This is a genomic window from Paenibacillus sp. Soil724D2 (assembly GCF_001427935.1).
In the GTDB taxonomy this organism is placed as follows: Bacteria; Bacillota; Bacilli; order Paenibacillales; family NBRC-103111; genus Paenibacillus_E.
Genome location: NZ_LMRY01000009.1, coordinates 1 through 15,367 on the forward strand (window position 1 = coordinate 1; position 15,367 = coordinate 15,367).

Genomic DNA, 15,367 nt, shown 5'->3' on the forward strand with positions numbered 1-15,367 from the left:
AGCGCGAAAACCGCGCTTAYWGCCAGAGCTATGCGAGCCGAAGCACGCTAACTGAGTCCGAGAAGTCGGAAATCGACTTCTCAGGCAGATCATCTCGYGCATCAAAGCAGATTAAGCGCGGAAAACGCGCTTAATCTGGAGCGCCAGAGCAAATWAGCGCGAAAACCGCGCTTACAGCCAGAGCTATGCGAGCCGAAGCACGCTAACTGAGTCCGAGAAGTCGGAAATCGACTTCTCAGGCAGATCATCCCGCTCGTCCATGCAGATTAAGCACCATATCCTCAAACTGCTAAATTCCTACACAAAAACAAGAAGAGCCTCAACTCCATTTCCATGGAATTGAGGCTCTTTTTTGCTCTTCCTTGCTCTTTCTTGCTCTTTTTTGCTCTTTCATGCTCTTTCTTGCTCTTTCCTGCTATTTCATTTACCACTCGGCTACGGTACCATCGGCTTGACGCCAGACTGGATTTTTCCAATTATGACCAATTGCAGCCATCTCTCTTACTTTATCTTCATTGATCTCGATGCCAAGACCAGGCGCAGTTAGATTGGCTACGAAGCCTTCTTCATACTTAAACACAGAAGGATCTTTCAAATAATCGAGCAAATCACTGCCTTGATTGTAGTGAATGCCGAGACTCTGCTCCTGAATGAAGGCATTCGGAGAGCACGTATCCAGCTGTAAGCATGCTGCCAAAGCGATAGGGCCTAACGGACAGTGCGGTGCAATTGCAATATCGTAAGCTTCCGCCATCGCGGCAATTTTGCGTGTTTCCAAGATGCCTCCGGCATGGGAAAGATCGGGTTGGATAATGTCCACGATGCCTTGGGCAAGCAGCTCTTTGAAGCCCCAGCGCGTATACATCCGCTCACCAGTCGCAATCGGACACGAGGTGTAGCGAGCGATCTCTTTAAGCGCTTCATTATTCTCGGGCAAAACAGGCTCTTCAATGAACATAGGCCGGTACTGCTCTAATTCCTTGACGATGATTTTGGCCATCGACTTGTGAACGCGGCCGTGGAAATCGATGCCGATGCCAACGTCTTTGCCGACGGCTTCGCGTACCGCGGCAATGCGCGCAATAGCTTCATCAACTTTGCTGATGGAGTCGATGTAGTGCATTTCCTCCGTAGCGTTCATTTTCACTGCCGTAAATCCAGCTGCGACCTGCTGTTTGGCCGCTTGACCTACGTCGCTCGGGCGGTCCCCGCCGATCCACGAATAGACACGCGTCTTGTCGCGGCAAGCGCCGCCAAGCAGATCATAGACGGGCGCATTGTAGAATTTGCCCTTAATGTCCCAGAGCGCTTGCTCAATGCCTGAGATTGCGCTGGTTAAGATCGGTCCTCCGCGGTAGAAGCCGCCGCGGTACAGCACTTGGAACATATCCTCGATCCGCATCGGATCCTTGCCAATGATATGGTCGCTCATTTCCATCACCGCCGCTGCAACGGTATCCGCCTTGCCCTCTACAACGGGCTCTCCCCAACCCGTAATGCCTTCATCCGTTTCGATTTTCAGAAATAACCATCTTGGCGGCACCTTAAACAGTTCCAATTTCGTAATTTTCATGATCATCGTCCTCCTCTATCCCATGTTGAATTCGCTGGGCAAGACCAAACTCCTCTCACCCGTCAGCGGTTAATTTGTTCTCTACGAATATTGATCTCGGTACTCTTGTGGAGTCATGCCATAATGCTTCTTGAACGCATGGTTAAAGGAATGCGGGCGTTGATAGCCAAGCTGTGTCGCGATTTCATAAATCTTATCCTGACCATTCTTCAGCAGATAAGCGGCTTTATCCATCCGTGCATGATTGACGTAGTCGCTTAAATTTTCACCCGTTTCAAGTTTGTAGATCTTCGATACATAAACCGGATGCATGTACACATGCTCGGCAATCGATTGTAAGGAGACGTCGCTAGCTAGATGCTGATCGATGAAAGACCTGATATCCTTGATCAGCGTTGCACGGCTATCTTGCCTTTCTTGATCCATATCTTCCTTCATGCGCCTCAAAGAACGGATCGACCATTCGCGCAGCTGGTTCACCGTACGAAACGGTATACCTTCCATCATCCGGTCGTAATCACCGCCAATGAGCTGATGCAGCTGCCGGCCATTCTTATGTGCAATATAAGCAAAAGCGGATGCGATCGAGAAATAAACCTCTAATAGATGTTCCTGAGATTCGGAAAATCTGACTTCCATTTCATCAAAAATCTGAGACAGCTTCTCCTCCGTATCTTCCCATCTTGCTGCTTCCAGCAAATGATTGAGCGTTGGCGGTTCATATAGCCTTTGCAGGGCTGACAGTTCGGCCTGAACAGATTCATCACCCAGCCGCATGAACAGCTCGTGCTCACTCCCGATGCGTTTGCGAAAGGCACTAAGCGAGCTATTATAGAGCGCATTGATTTCGACCGGGAACTCGCCCCAACTGCTCAGGAGGATGGATATCTTGCCTTTCAAATAATTCTTTACGGCCGATTGAAGTACAGAAGCCGTACGTTCCAGCCATGCAGCATCTTCCTTGTCAGGTGTTTCCTGCTTATGCTTCATCACAAATACCAAATAATCGTGAGCATCCTTCGTATGCCAACTATCGAATTTTTCAGAAAATAGTTCGTGGGCCATATTGCTAATCGCATATTCCATTAACGATAAATGACCAGTATCATATTCCAGGAAATTCGATTCCAACCGAACCATCATCAATACGCATGCATGCTCATGATAATCAGGGAGCTCCAGAATCTGCATTTTTTCTCGAAGTGACTGCTCCGATATTTTGTGCCCTTGAAGTAAATCATTTAATAAGTTCCCCCGAAGTAAAGGGAGGTTTTCCTTGAATGTATACGTAAGACGCTGCGTAGAGATGACGGCCTCCCATTCCTTCTGCAGCTTCTCCATCACACGGCTGACAGTAGCCAGTAGAGCCTGTTCAGTGACAGGCTTCAGCAAATAATCCTCCGAGCCCTGTAGAATCGCTTCTTTGGCATAGTTGAAATCGGAGTACCCGGACAAAAGAATACACTTGGTCTTCGCCCAACGACGGTTGATCTCGGCAATTAATTGCAAGCCGGAGATCCCTGGCATCTGAATGTCCGTAATCACGATATCAATCGACATTTGCTCGAGCAGCTCCAGCGCTTCTTTACCGGAATAAGCCTTAAAAACCTGTTCAATCCCGATAGATGCCCAGTCAATCGTAGACTGAAGCCGATCCACGACATGCGCTTCGTCATCGACAATCAACAGTTGAATCATCGTTTCATCACCTCTGTGGCTAGATCACTCTCCTGCGAATTATGTTTCCAAGTCAGCACTGCCCTTAAACCGCCGTTAGTTAATCGCTCAAAAGTAAGTCCGGAGCCTTCCCCGAATTGATAATACAAACGGTGGTGGACATTCCATGTTCCACAGCCAATCTCATCGGACATTGGAGCCTCTAGCTGTTTTAGCAGCTTATCTAATCCCACTTCATCCAACCCTCCGCCGTTATCTTCAACAATCAGTCGGTTCCAGCCGTCTTTTTGCTCACCGGTAATCGTAATTCGATCACCTTCTGCGCTGCGCTCAATCCCATGGACAATGGCATTCTCTACTAACGGCTGTAAGATAAGTCGGGGAACCCATTCGCTGAGCATCTCTTCCGGCACAGATATCTCATATTTTAACCGGTGTATACGGAGATTCTGAATCGTTAAATAATGGCCTACCAAATCCAGCTCTTCTCGCAACCGTACGCTTTGTTTTTCCACTCTAGTGGTGTAACGGTAAAACTCAGCTAAATTTTGCGACATCGCTACGACCGATTCTTTGTCTTCCATCTCTGCTGAATTGATAATGAAGAACAAGGAATTATACAGAAAATGCGGGTGAATCTGCGATTGCAGCTGCTTCAGAGTCGCTTCACGTGAACGTATTTTCTCCGCATAAACATCCTCTACAAGCACTTGAATTTGCTCGGCCATCTCATTAAATCGCTGGATGAGAAAATCAAATTCATTTTTGGCTTTATACGCGATCCGAGCCGATAAATCGCCTCGTTTCACTTGCTGTACACTTTGAATCATCTTGCCAATCGGGATTTGCACGTTGCGATACAGCAAGAAAGAAGCCAGAATACTCATCACAAGCAGCAGAGCAATAGAAACGTAAAACAATTTACGCGTCATCGTAATAGGAGAAAGTATCTTCTGTACAGGTACATAATCAACCAAGTACCAATCCAACTGTTCCGATTTGACAATGCTGATCAAATATTGCTGATTCGCGATATCAAATTGAACTTGGCCGGTAAGCGGTAAGCCTTGACCAGCCAATCTTTCATGGATCGTATGCGTAATCGACGGATTAGATGAGCTGTTGAAAATCGCCCTATTCTGTCCATCAATTAAAAAAGGATCGCTTCGTTTATCTTGTTTGTACACATCCAACAATTGAATCATATTCTGCACGCTGAACCTTACTTGATACAGCACATTAGCTTGACTGGCAATTTGGGCACGAATCGGCTCACTGATTTCCCTAACGAACGACCCTATCCCATTGTCACCCTTGCGTTCCTCATACGTCCAGGTTCGCTTAATTGGGCTGTCCCAAGGCCAAGCATCCGTCCCATTCACAAAAATACTGGAAGATAACACTTGCTTCCCATGTGGAATGGCAATAGTAAGTTCATTCACCCATCCGCTGGAGACACTTTGGAGGCTAAGCTTTTGTATAATACGTGACTGTTCTTTCAGCATGTCATAATCGGGCGACTCATTCCTGTCGATAAACTCCCTTATGTAAGGATCGCTGCCGAGAATGACCGGTGACATTGCTAATCGCTCCACGTCCACATCCAGTTGGTGCATGAAGAAAGACAGTTGATTTAAATTCGATGACTGAATCTGGTCTTGAACAACGTTATTCGTTATCCGATTCGTATAGCTGTAGAGCAGCACGATTGGGATAAGAAGTAGGACCAATAGGATGAGAATTTTGCTGAAAATATTAAGTTTATACGGCACGCTGGGTTCACCTTCCATGCTTCTGCTAAGCTTTCTAACTTAGAGTTAACTATACGAGAGAAGTCATCCAAAGAAAAGGCGACGACTACCCTCTTATTGTTATGTCTTCGTTATTAGCCTTTAACTGCACCAGCAGAAAGTCCGCTTACCACGTAGCGTTGGGACACTAAAGCAATGATCAGAACTGGAAGTGTAATGATGCAGGCCGCAGCCATCAGCGCACCCCAGTTGATTTCGGAATAGGACATAAAGTTAAACACAGCGATCGGCAATGTTTTTGTTTTGTCCCCTGCCAAAATAACGGAGAACATAAAATTGTTCCACGAAAATATGAAGGAAAGCAGCGATGCAGTGATGACACCTGGTCCTGAGATAGGCAAAATAATGCGTAGAAACACTTGATGATGCGTACATCCATCGATAAGACCAGATTCTTCAATTTCCGTAGGAAGCGCCTCAAAAAAGGAGATCATAATCCAAATAATAAACGGTAATCCAACGAGCATATGACTAAGAATTAACGCTGTATACGTGTCCACCAAATGGATCTTGGAGAACAGGATGAACCAAGGAATCAAGAATGTGATTCCCGGAATAATTCTCGCAACTAAGATGAGAAGCCCCAGCTTGTGAAGGTGATGTCTTGCAATGGCATATGCTGCAGGAAGACCTAGAATGAGAGATAAAAGCGTTGAACCAGCTGCAACAAGGAAACTATTCCAAATAAACTTCAGGAAATTGTACTCTTTGAATACACTGACATAGTTATGAAAAGTCGGTTTGAAAAAGAAGATATTGCCCGTCGATAAAATCTGTGATTGTGTCTTAAAAGAAGCCAATAACATCCAGATAAATGGAAAACCAAAGGCGATTAGGACTAGGAACGTTAGCAGCGTTAGTATAAATTTTAAGCCCTTCTTTGGCTTCATGATGAGGTTCCCTCCAATCGTTTGCGCATCCATATCATAAATAAAGTTAGTCCCATCACCAGAGCAAAGAAGATTACAAGTAACGATGAAGCCATACCCAGCTTAAAGTATTGGAAACCGAGCACATAGCCATACAAGTTCAATGTCTCTGAAGCAAAATTCGGTCCGCCTTGTGTTGTCGCATAAATAATATCGAACGTTTTGAGCACATCGATTAAGCGCAGCATCGCCGCTACAATGATCGTAGGTTTCAGCAAGGGCAGCGTTATGGAAACGAATTTTCTCCATGCCGTTGCTCCGTCCACATCTGCCGCCTCATAAGGATCCGTTGGCAGTGTAGCTAAGCCTGCCATAATAATGAGAGCAATCATCGGTGTCCATTGCCAGACATCTACAATAACAAGGGAAGGTATAACCTGATTAGGTGAAGCTAGCCATAGTAAAGGCTTTAATCCCATCGATTTGAGCATCATATTGGCTATCCCGATTGTCGGCTCATAGATGAGCATCCACACCAAGCCCATAGCTACCGGTGTTGCTACCATGGGCAGCAAGAATACCGTTTTTACGAGGTTTTTGCCTTTGAATTCCCTAGACAGCAGCAAGGCAATCGCGATCCCCAGGATAATTTCAAGCCCAAGGGCCATGATCGTGAAATAGAACGTTGAACCTGTTGCATGCCAAAAGCGCTCATCTTTGAATAAGGCGATATAATTTGACAACCCTACAAAGAGTGGCGGAGTTGTTGCGGACATGCTCCACTCATAGAAGCTAATTCGGAATGTATAGATGATTGGAAACAACATCATCAACAAGACGAAGATGACCGCCGGAAGCGTATAAATCCATTTGAGATTGCGGTTAAACCAACTGTATTGCATGACTTCATTCACCCTTCCTGATGAAATTGTACCCTTATGCAAAGGGTGAAGAGGGCCACTTGAGATGACCCTCATTTATTGCTTTCACGCTGTATTTATTTCGTTTTATCTTTATCCATAATCGCTTGCAAAGCTGCATTCGCTTTGTCTGCTACCGGCTGAATGTTCGTTTCACCGGTCATTAATTTTTGTACGATTTCACCAACGGCATCACGAGCTTCACCTACACTAATTACCGTCGGACGGTCGTGGTCAACACCGTTTTTGGAGCTTTCTTTAATGATAGGAACAAGATCAGCTGGGAAGCCTGTCGTACCTTCTGGTTTATCCCAAACCGATGTACGGGCGCCTGGGTTCCCTTTTTGCTGCGTTTTCAGCACGATATCTTTGCTTGTTGCCCATTCAATGAATGCCCAAGTCGCATCTTTGTTACCTGATTTGGCATTCATCGCTAGACCCCAAGATGTAATACTATAAGGCTTAGAACCAGCTTTACCACCTGGCATAACGGCAAAACCAACTTTATCGGCGACTTGGGACTTCGCTGGATCTATCGCATTTTGGTACAGTGAGTTTGCATCCGTTAGGAAAGCAACTTTCCCTTGAGCGAAAATACCGAAAGCTTGCGGCCAAGACATATTAAGTACGCCTGGAGGCGCATAATCTTTAAGAAGCGTGCCGTACGTTGTAAATGCTTTAATCGCTTCTGGCGTGTTAATCGTCGCTTTATCGCCATTCGTGAAGTCAGCACCTTCTGAATATAGGTAGGAAGATACTTGCGTAACTAGCGGTGAACGTTGGCCCCTTGCCACAAAGCCGTACATCTCGCTTTTAGGATCATGCAGCTTCTTCACCGCAGCTTGCAGTTCATCTAATGTTTTAGGTACCGCAATGCCGGCTTTTTGCAGCAAATCTTTACGGTAGTACAAAATTTCTTGTTCCGTGATAATCGGAATACCAGCTAGCTTCGCATCTACCGTTGTGGAGCCAACTGCGGATTTAGCAAAGTCGGCAAAGTCATAGTTCTTTGCTTTTTGAGCGTAATCATCGAGCGGTTGAAGCCAACCGTTTTTATAGAATAATTTGCCCTCTTGAAGCGGACGATACATGAAAACGTCTGGTGTTGCAGAACCGGATGTAAATTGTACCGTTAATTTTTGTGTCAGCTGATCCTCGAAGAAGCTCTCAACGTTGACCTTGATGCCCGTTTCCTTCTCGAAGTCTGGAAGCAAAGGCTTAATCGCCTCAGCCCAAGGATGGTTCGCTGCCACTAAAGAGATCGTCTTTCCTGCAAAAGGCTTTGCATTCGCTGCGGTTGCTCCTGCTGAAGCTGCTGGTTGTTTCGCCGCCTCCGGCGTGCTCCCGCATCCTGCAACAAACGTTGCTGCCATAATAACTGTCGTGCCAACACCGACCCATTGTTTCAATGATTTTTTCATCTGATATGTGACCTCCCAGGTAATCTGAAATGTATGTGCTTACATATCTAAGAGTACTTGATTCTTATATTCCGTTATATAACGAAAATTAAACATGCATAACTACATGTGAAGGGAAAAGGTGGGTGGGGAGGATGGAGCTGTCTTCGATAGACAGGTTAGGACCTGTGAACTACATTGGAAGCCGATTTCGAAGATTGCTGAAACCCTGTGAACAATATCAGATCTGCTGCAGCCTACTGCACTTTTTGCAGTTGGGTGCGGGTGGGACTTGCACAAAAAGAGGTTGAGCTGCAGTCTTTAACTGCGGCCCAACCTCTTTTGTGGTGGAGACACTCCCTCCGCTCCCCCGTAGCTCATCATCATGTTGCCTTCGGATGCACCATATCTTCCGGACGTACGTAGCTGTCAAACTGCTCAGCCGTTAAGTAGCCGCTGCGCACCGCTGACTCCTTCAGCGTCAGCCCTTCTTTGTGGGCTTGCTTCGCGATGCTGGCCGCTTTCTCATACCCGATATACGGATTGAGCGCTGTAACCAGCATAAGGGATTGCTCGAGATTGCGCTGAATGACCTCGCGATTCGGCTCCATGCCAACGAGACAGTTGTCATTGAACGAGCGCATACTATCAGCCAGCAGCCGCACGGACTGCAGGAAGTTGTGTATGATCACGGGCTTGAACACGTTCAGCTCGAAGTTGCCCTGGCTGGCGGCGAAGCCGATGGCCGCATCGTTGCCCATCACCTGGCAAACGACCATCGTCATCGCTTCGCTCTGCGTGGGGTTGACCTTGCCCGGCATGATCGAGCTGCCGGGCTCGTTCTCCGGGATCGTGATTTCACCGATCCCGCAGCGGGGACCGCTCGATAGCCACCGCACATCGTTGGCTATCTTCATCAAGTTCGCCGCCAGCGCCTTCAGCGCGCCGTGGGCGTAAACGATCTGATCATGGCTGGTCAGCGCATGATACTTGTTCGCGGCCGAGACGAAGCGCGTGCCCGTCTCGCGAGACAAAGCTTCAGCGACGCGCGCGCCGAACTCGGGATGCGCGTTCAGCCCTGTGCCGACGGCGGTGCCGCCGATAGCCAGCTCGCGCATCGTATCGACGCTGCTGCGCACCATGCGCGCCGTCTGCTCCAGCATCGCCCACCAGCCGCTGATCTCCTGCCCCAGTGTCAGCGGGGTGGCGTCCTGCAGGTGGGTGCGGCCGATCTTCACGATGTCGGCGAAGGCCGTCATCTTGCTCTGGAGCGTAGCCTGCAGAAGCTCCATCGCAGGCAAAAGCTCTTCCTCCACCGCGATGACGCCAGCGACATGCATCGCGGTGGGGAACGTATCGTTCGAACTTTGCGAACGATTCACATCATCGTTGGGATGAATGCGTTCCCCCCCATCCCCCAGCAATTCGCTGCCTCGATGAGCAATCACCTCATTGACGTTCATGTTTGACTGCGTCCCGCTGCCCGTCTGCCAGACGACGAGCGGGAACTCGTCGTTCCAGCGGCCCTCCACGATTTCATCGGCAGCCTGCGCAATCGCCTCCGCCTTCTCTGGAGATAACCCGGCTAGCTCGCGGTTCACCTGCGCGGCGGCCTTTTTCAACAAAGCAAAAGCCCCAATCAACCGCACCGGCATCCGTTCCGTGCCAATCTTAAAATTCTCATAGCTGCGCTGTGTCTGAGCCCCCCATAACTTATCCACAGGTACTCTGATTTCACCCATCGTATCCTTTTCAACGCGATAATCTTGCGCCATTTTGCACCGCCTCCTGAACCTAGCTTTATATACAGATAAAATAAGTTAACCAATCTACTGACATCACCAAACACGCAAGGCATAGTTTGCCCACATTATGGAGCAGTATGAGCCTTTTACTGGTTTTCACACCCGTAGGAGAGCTATAATGAACAAAAACACCTGCCCATGCCAGGTGTAAAAGAAGGAGCTCATTTTCATGGAATCCAAACTTGATATTATCGTCAGATCAACGGAAATTGATGTGAATGGACACGTCAATAATGCCAAATATTTGGAGTACCTAGAATGGGGGCGCGAGGAATGGTATGAGCAGTCCCAGCTATCCTATGAAACCTTTGGCGTGATGGGGATTCAAACTGTTACCGTGAACATCACCATCAATTATAAAAAAGAATGCAAACAAGGAGATCAATTAACGGTCACCTGCCGCCCTGACAAAATGGGACGCTCCAGCTATGTGCTGAAGCAAGAGATTTTCAACAAGCAAGGCGAGCTATGTGCTGATGCCCTTGTCACCAGCGTAACGATGGATAGCGCGACGCGTAAAAGCCGAGAAGCGCCGGAGGCGTTGCGGAAACATTTTGACTAAAAAAATGCGATCTTATACAGTGTCTGTGGATAACTTTTGACCGAGTGTCGTCAGCAGTCCGTCCATGCTTGTCACGTTTTTTGCTTGCCAATAGTCATTCAACCCTTGCTCGCCTTGTTTCGTCGCCCAATTCTGCAGGGTTTTCCGCTCTCCTTCATACGTGTAAAAGGGAACACTGTAACCGCATGATGTTTTGACCTCATGGACTTGGACGACGATGATTTGCCGAGCTCCTGGCAGCAACGTAAACCGCGGAGACAGTTTCTCCCACTCTGGGGTACCTGGCAAAACAACTTGCCCCTTCCCATACAGGCGCAGTATCATCGGAGGTCCTTCCACGGCTGTGAACATCAACGTAATTCGTCCATTCTCCTCCAGATGCGCGCTTGTCTCATTCCCGCTCCCCGTTAAGTCCAAATAGGCCACTTCATTCGCAGATAAAATACGCAGCACATCATGACCCTTCGGAGAAAGATTAACATGCCCTTCCGCCGATAGCGGTGCCGATCCCACAAAGAAGATGTGCTGCTTCTCGATAAATGCTTCATGCTCCGGCAGCAGCGCTTCAAATGATTTCCCCATACGCGAATCATCACCTTTCCATTTTCTTCTATTATGCTCTCCCTTACGATATTTGTGAAATAGTTAAAATAGACATTCTTTATAGTCTTTACCTATGATTAATAGCGGTTACATTCTAATATCAAATAAACTGCCTGTATGTTTACTGGAAAATAGAGACATACTTAGTTAGTCAAAGATAAACGGCTTACGCTGTCCTTTAGGACGAGTGCGTTTATCAGGGTTGATGCCTTAAGTTTAAGTTCAACGTTAACTTATACTTACTAATCAACTGAAACTTAGAGGAGGTGATTTCAAATGTCAACGACCAACAGCAGTGATGATGTGGTGAGCCATGGCATTAATGCCGCACAGGCCAACGCGGAAGATAGCGAATCTAAACAAAAAGTGGAGGAATTAAACTCCTTGCTTCAAGGTACAGCAACAAACTCCAGCGCTAATGAAGAAACGTCCTCACAGGAGTAATCCGTTGCAAATCATTTTAGATGATTAAGAATTAACATCGTTAGATAAGTATAAAGCACTGCAAAAAGAGCTTTTCCTGCTGGTCTATGAGACCGAGGAAGAGCTCTTTTTTGGGGATTTTAGGTTGATGAGGCTGAGTGAATACTGCTGTAATCCTTGACCAGATGAGTGCTTTAGCTACTCCATTTTCCACATTTGTACAACCCATTTTTTGCTCCACCTCGTTAAGCACCCCTTTTCCAAACTTCACTGCTCTACTTCATTATGCTCTACTCAATTCCACATATAACTACTTTTCCACTTTTCTAGTACAGCTGCATTCTTCCGCCTTTTACTTGCTTACTTCCTTACTTCCTCAATACCGCTCATTCCTCCACACTTTTACTTCTCTACATTGAACTACTCACTTCTGCACCCCTATTTCTTAACTTCACTAATACCGCTATACCCCTCCATCCTCTACAGCTCTACCCCCTCTTGTACCACCCATTGCTCCACTCTTCTACTTCTCTAAACCCACACTGCAGCTACACATTTCTGCACACAACTACTTTTCCACTTCTCTAGTACAGCTACATCCCTCCATCCTTCTACTTCTCCATTTCCTCTTGTACCACCCAATTTCTCCGCTTTTCTACTTTTTTACTCCACCGTATCACCTTCGGCGAAATAAGAGCCTCCAGAGACTGCTATTTCTCTATTTTCATCCCCTTTGATCAAAATAGTAGCCTTTCGAGACTCTTATTTTCGAAAAAAGGGGATTTGGGTGGGTATATGGGGGGAAATAGAAGTCTTTTGGGGCTTCTATTCTTGTGTTTGTTGTATTTTTTTCGGAAATAGGAGCCTTTGGAGACTCTTATTCTCCAACATTCCCGAGAACATTGAACCAAACGCCCACCTACGGAATAAATTGTAGCAAAAACGTATGGATGGATGATGAAAATGAACGGATTAGATGAGCCCGTTAGTATACAGACGTACAAAGTGCTTCGTGATAAATTAAACCTGCTGTACCCAGCTGTTGTGAAGCATACGCCTTACACGGCAGAACTTGCAATGAACACCGCGATTGTTAACGCAGTTAATAAGCAGCTTCGTGAGCAAGGCTATCCGCAAAATCCGCAGACAGACGTGACGGCCCATTATGAGCTTAAGACGAATGAACGCGGCATCCTTAGCTTAACCTTATGGAATTATGCTTTTTCGGGCGGAGCCCATGGACTAACGATCCAAAATGCACTGACCTTCAACACGGAATCAGGCAAAGCCTATGCGCTCAAAGATCTATTTAAGCCCGGCAGCGATTACGTTGCCAAGCTTAGTGCCATAATTAAGGCTGAGCTTAAAACGCGGGATATTCCCTTGTTGGTTGAATTTAACAGTATTAGACCAGATCAGGATTTTTATATTGCCGATAAGGCTTTGGTCGTTTATTTTCAAGTGTATGAGCTTGCCGCTTATGTCTACGGATTTTTGTATTTTCCTATTTCTGTGTATGCCATCCAGGATATCATCGCTGAAGATGGTCCGCTAGGTAAAATGCTTTATTAGTGCTATATGCAGACGATAATTTGTCTGCTGAAGTTACCTTTATTGACGGTGCAGCGCTCTGCAATGCGAAATCCTGCTAGCACGATGAGCGGATCGATCTGCTCCGTTGTAACGATAACCGCGCGTTTCGCTAATTGCCGGGCGCTTTGGAGCATTTGCAGCTGCTCGTCCTCTGGCAGCTTCGAGCAGAGATTATACGGCATGTCTAGGATGAGCGCATCATAGCGGACCAGCGGGCTGATCCGTGACTCAGTCACCTGCTCGCCTATGCGTCCAAGGCTAGTCCGTGACTCAGTCACCTGCTCGCCTATGCGTCCAAGGCTGGTCGGTGACTCAGTCACCTGCTCGCCTATGCGTCCAAGGCTGGTCGGTGACGAAACCACCTCGCCTACCAAGCCTAGGGTCCGCATATCCGCGATGCTCACCACGTTCGGCATGCCGAAGTGGTCGAGATTCACCCGCGCGCCGCGCACCGCCAGCGGGTTAATGTCATAGCCCACGATGTCGATCCCCATCGACATCGCCTCCACCAGCACCGTGCCGATGCCGCAGCACGGGTCAATGGCCTTCGTGCCCGCAACAATGGGCACGGCAATGTTCACCACCGCCCGCGCTACGCGCGTACTCAGGGCGGTGGAGTAGTTCTGTGGCTTCTGCTGATGCTGAAGCCACACGGCTTCGCCGTAGCTGCAGTGGCCGAACAACCATCGGCCTCCCAGCTCCGTCACGGCGAACCATTGCTCTGGCCGTCGCATTTCGGCTTTGCCGTGAAGATGCCGGCCTATCTCGCGAGCGACCTCGCGCTGGCGGTCAGAGCTGACCGCAGCGTCTGTCTCCGCGAACGCAACCTTGAACGTTGACCCCTGCACGGTCAACGTTGCCACCAACGAGGCCAGCTCCGGCAAGCTGCCGGCCTCGAACAACACGTCCAGCCGCAGCTTTAGAAACGGGCTGCGGCTCGGCTCCACACAACGCGCGCTAACCGCGTAGCGCGCAGCAAGCACTGTCTCTGCGCCCAGTAAGGTGCGCAGCTCTAACTGACACAGCGCCTGCTCGTCTTCGTGGCAGGCGTATACGTATATATGTTCCATGCTTCATCCCTCATTTTACATGTTAAATGCCTAAATCAGTTTAAATCAGTTTTGCTTTTTAAATTTCTGTTTTCCCAGCACCTAACGCTAAACAGCTACAAAAACTGCTGCATTAACTGCTTCATAAACATATCCGTTGTCTTACATAGGAACATATCCTTGCGATACACAATCCCGACATCCTTCTGGGGAATCGGGTCAATAATCGGGATGCTCCGAATGCCGCCGGTACGGATACTGTCCACATACGACCTCGGCAATATAGCTCCGCCTTCTACATTGTTTTTAGCCATCTGAAGCAGTGACTCCAGAGTCGAGAGTTCTATCACTGGCTTCCATACAAAACCAGACTGCTCACAGCAATCATCCATCATTTGCCGAACATAAAACTTTTTCTGGAGCATAGCGACTGGAAGCTGGACCAAATCCGCCAAACGAATAGCTTTCGCCTGAGCAAGCGGATGCTTGTCCGAAATAACAAGCCGCAGCTGTTCCTTGTACAACGGGATGTAATGAAACTGTTCATCTTCATCAGGCAGGAAAACAACACCAATGTCAAGCTGGTTGCTCAGCAGTCGCTCTTTCGTCTCCTCGGTAGCGAGTTCTGTTACAGATAGCTCGATTTTCGGGTAAAGGGCATGGAAAGCAATAATCGTCGCGGTGAGCAAATGATTACCAGAGCAGCCAATACGCAGCCGTCCCCGCTGCATACCTTGGATCTCATTAATGGCCGCCTGAGCTTGATTCAACTCATGGAACATGTTCCTGCTGTGTTTATGAAGGATCTCTCCCGCTTCTGTGACGTAAATCTTTTTTCCGATTCGCTGAAAAAGAGGTGATCCTACCCGATGCTCCAACAGACGAATCTGTTGACTAAGTGTAGGTTGGCTGATGCCAAGCTTTTCCGCTGCCTTCGTAAAGTGAAGTTCTTCGCATACCGCTAAAAAGTATTCCAATAACCGATGCTCCATCTTGGTATGCCTCCGATCATAGTTATTAACTATGATGGTAATTGATTATTCGCAATTGATCAATGATTGTTATTTAACTATAGTAACGAT

14 protein-coding genes are annotated in these 15,367 nt (G+C 47.6%); 3 read left to right on the forward strand and 11 right to left on the reverse strand.

What is annotated here, in order from left to right; all coding sequences use genetic code 11:
* Positions 1 to 424: 424 nt before the first annotated feature.
* From dgoD to fumC, 7 genes are all read right to left on the reverse strand, one after another.
* Positions 425 to 1,573, reverse strand: a complete 1,149-nt coding sequence (dgoD, locus tag ASG85_RS10905; protein WP_060646216.1) for a galactonate dehydratase — start codon at positions 1,571 to 1,573, stop codon at positions 425 to 427.
* A gap of 81 nt (positions 1,574 to 1,654) precedes the next feature.
* On the reverse strand, positions 1,655 to 3,271 hold the full coding sequence (locus tag ASG85_RS10910) for a response regulator (protein WP_060646217.1): 1,617 nt from the start codon (positions 3,269 to 3,271) through the stop codon (positions 1,655 to 1,657).
* On the reverse strand, positions 3,268 to 5,022 hold the full coding sequence (locus ASG85_RS10915) for a sensor histidine kinase (RefSeq protein ID WP_235550104.1): 1,755 nt from the start codon (positions 5,020 to 5,022) through the stop codon (positions 3,268 to 3,270). The genes ASG85_RS10910 and ASG85_RS10915 overlap by 4 nt, the downstream gene beginning before the upstream one ends.
* A gap of 113 nt (positions 5,023 to 5,135) precedes the next feature.
* Entirely contained in the window at positions 5,136 to 5,951 is an 816-nt protein-coding gene (locus ASG85_RS10920) for a carbohydrate ABC transporter permease (RefSeq protein WP_029196223.1), read from the reverse strand.
* Complete coding sequence (locus tag ASG85_RS10925) at positions 5,948 to 6,832, reverse strand: carbohydrate ABC transporter permease (RefSeq protein WP_057304450.1); 885 nt, start codon at positions 6,830 to 6,832, stop codon at positions 5,948 to 5,950. Before ASG85_RS10925 ends, ASG85_RS10920 begins: the two co-directional genes overlap by 4 nt.
* 95 nt (positions 6,833 to 6,927) lie before the next feature.
* Positions 6,928 to 8,271, reverse strand: a complete 1,344-nt coding sequence (locus ASG85_RS10930) for an ABC transporter substrate-binding protein (RefSeq protein ID WP_057304451.1) — start codon at positions 8,269 to 8,271, stop codon at positions 6,928 to 6,930.
* Positions 8,272 to 8,633: 362 nt separating this feature from the next.
* Positions 8,634 to 10,025: a class II fumarate hydratase gene (fumC, locus tag ASG85_RS10935; protein WP_057304452.1), complete on the reverse strand. Its 1,392-nt coding sequence runs from the start codon at positions 10,023 to 10,025 to the stop codon at positions 8,634 to 8,636.
* A gap of 199 nt (positions 10,026 to 10,224) precedes the next feature.
* Here fumC and ASG85_RS10940 point away from each other — a divergent pair, with 199 nt between their 5' ends.
* Entirely contained in the window at positions 10,225 to 10,617 is a 393-nt protein-coding gene (locus ASG85_RS10940; RefSeq protein ID WP_060646219.1) for an acyl-CoA thioesterase, read from the forward strand.
* Between the two features lie 12 nt (positions 10,618 to 10,629).
* Here the strand turns inward: ASG85_RS10940 and ASG85_RS10945 are convergent, their stop codons facing one another.
* The gene (locus ASG85_RS10945; protein ID WP_057304454.1) at positions 10,630 to 11,199 is read right to left on the reverse strand and encodes a pyridoxamine 5'-phosphate oxidase family protein; all 570 of its coding nucleotides are present in this window, start codon (positions 11,197 to 11,199) and stop codon (positions 10,630 to 10,632) included.
* Positions 11,200 to 11,496: 297 nt separating this feature from the next.
* On the opposite strand from ASG85_RS10945, the gene ASG85_RS37760 reads away from it, so the two are divergent.
* Positions 11,497 to 11,664 carry a hypothetical protein gene (locus ASG85_RS37760; protein WP_156390057.1) on the forward strand — a complete coding sequence of 56 codons (168 nt, stop codon included), beginning with the start codon at positions 11,497 to 11,499 and terminating at the stop codon, positions 11,662 to 11,664.
* Positions 11,665 to 11,704: 40 nt separating this feature from the next.
* On the opposite strand, the gene ASG85_RS37765 is transcribed toward ASG85_RS37760, so the two are convergent.
* The gene (locus tag ASG85_RS37765; RefSeq protein WP_156390059.1) at positions 11,705 to 11,884 is read right to left on the reverse strand and encodes a hypothetical protein; all 180 of its coding nucleotides are present in this window, start codon (positions 11,882 to 11,884) and stop codon (positions 11,705 to 11,707) included.
* Between the two features lie 722 nt (positions 11,885 to 12,606).
* On the opposite strand from ASG85_RS37765, the gene ASG85_RS10950 reads away from it, so the two are divergent.
* Complete coding sequence (locus tag ASG85_RS10950; protein WP_057304289.1) at positions 12,607 to 13,215, forward strand: DUF3298 and DUF4163 domain-containing protein; 609 nt, start codon at positions 12,607 to 12,609, stop codon at positions 13,213 to 13,215.
* Between the two features lie 2 nt (positions 13,216 to 13,217).
* Here the strand turns inward: ASG85_RS10950 and ASG85_RS10955 are convergent, their stop codons facing one another.
* Positions 13,218 to 14,306, reverse strand: a complete 1,089-nt coding sequence (locus tag ASG85_RS10955; protein WP_060646220.1) for a TRM11 family SAM-dependent methyltransferase — start codon at positions 14,304 to 14,306, stop codon at positions 13,218 to 13,220.
* A gap of 95 nt (positions 14,307 to 14,401) precedes the next feature.
* Positions 14,402 to 15,277 carry a LysR family transcriptional regulator gene (locus tag ASG85_RS10960; protein WP_060646221.1) on the reverse strand — a complete coding sequence of 292 codons (876 nt, stop codon included), beginning with the start codon at positions 15,275 to 15,277 and terminating at the stop codon, positions 14,402 to 14,404.
* Positions 15,278 to 15,367 lie beyond the last annotated feature (90 nt).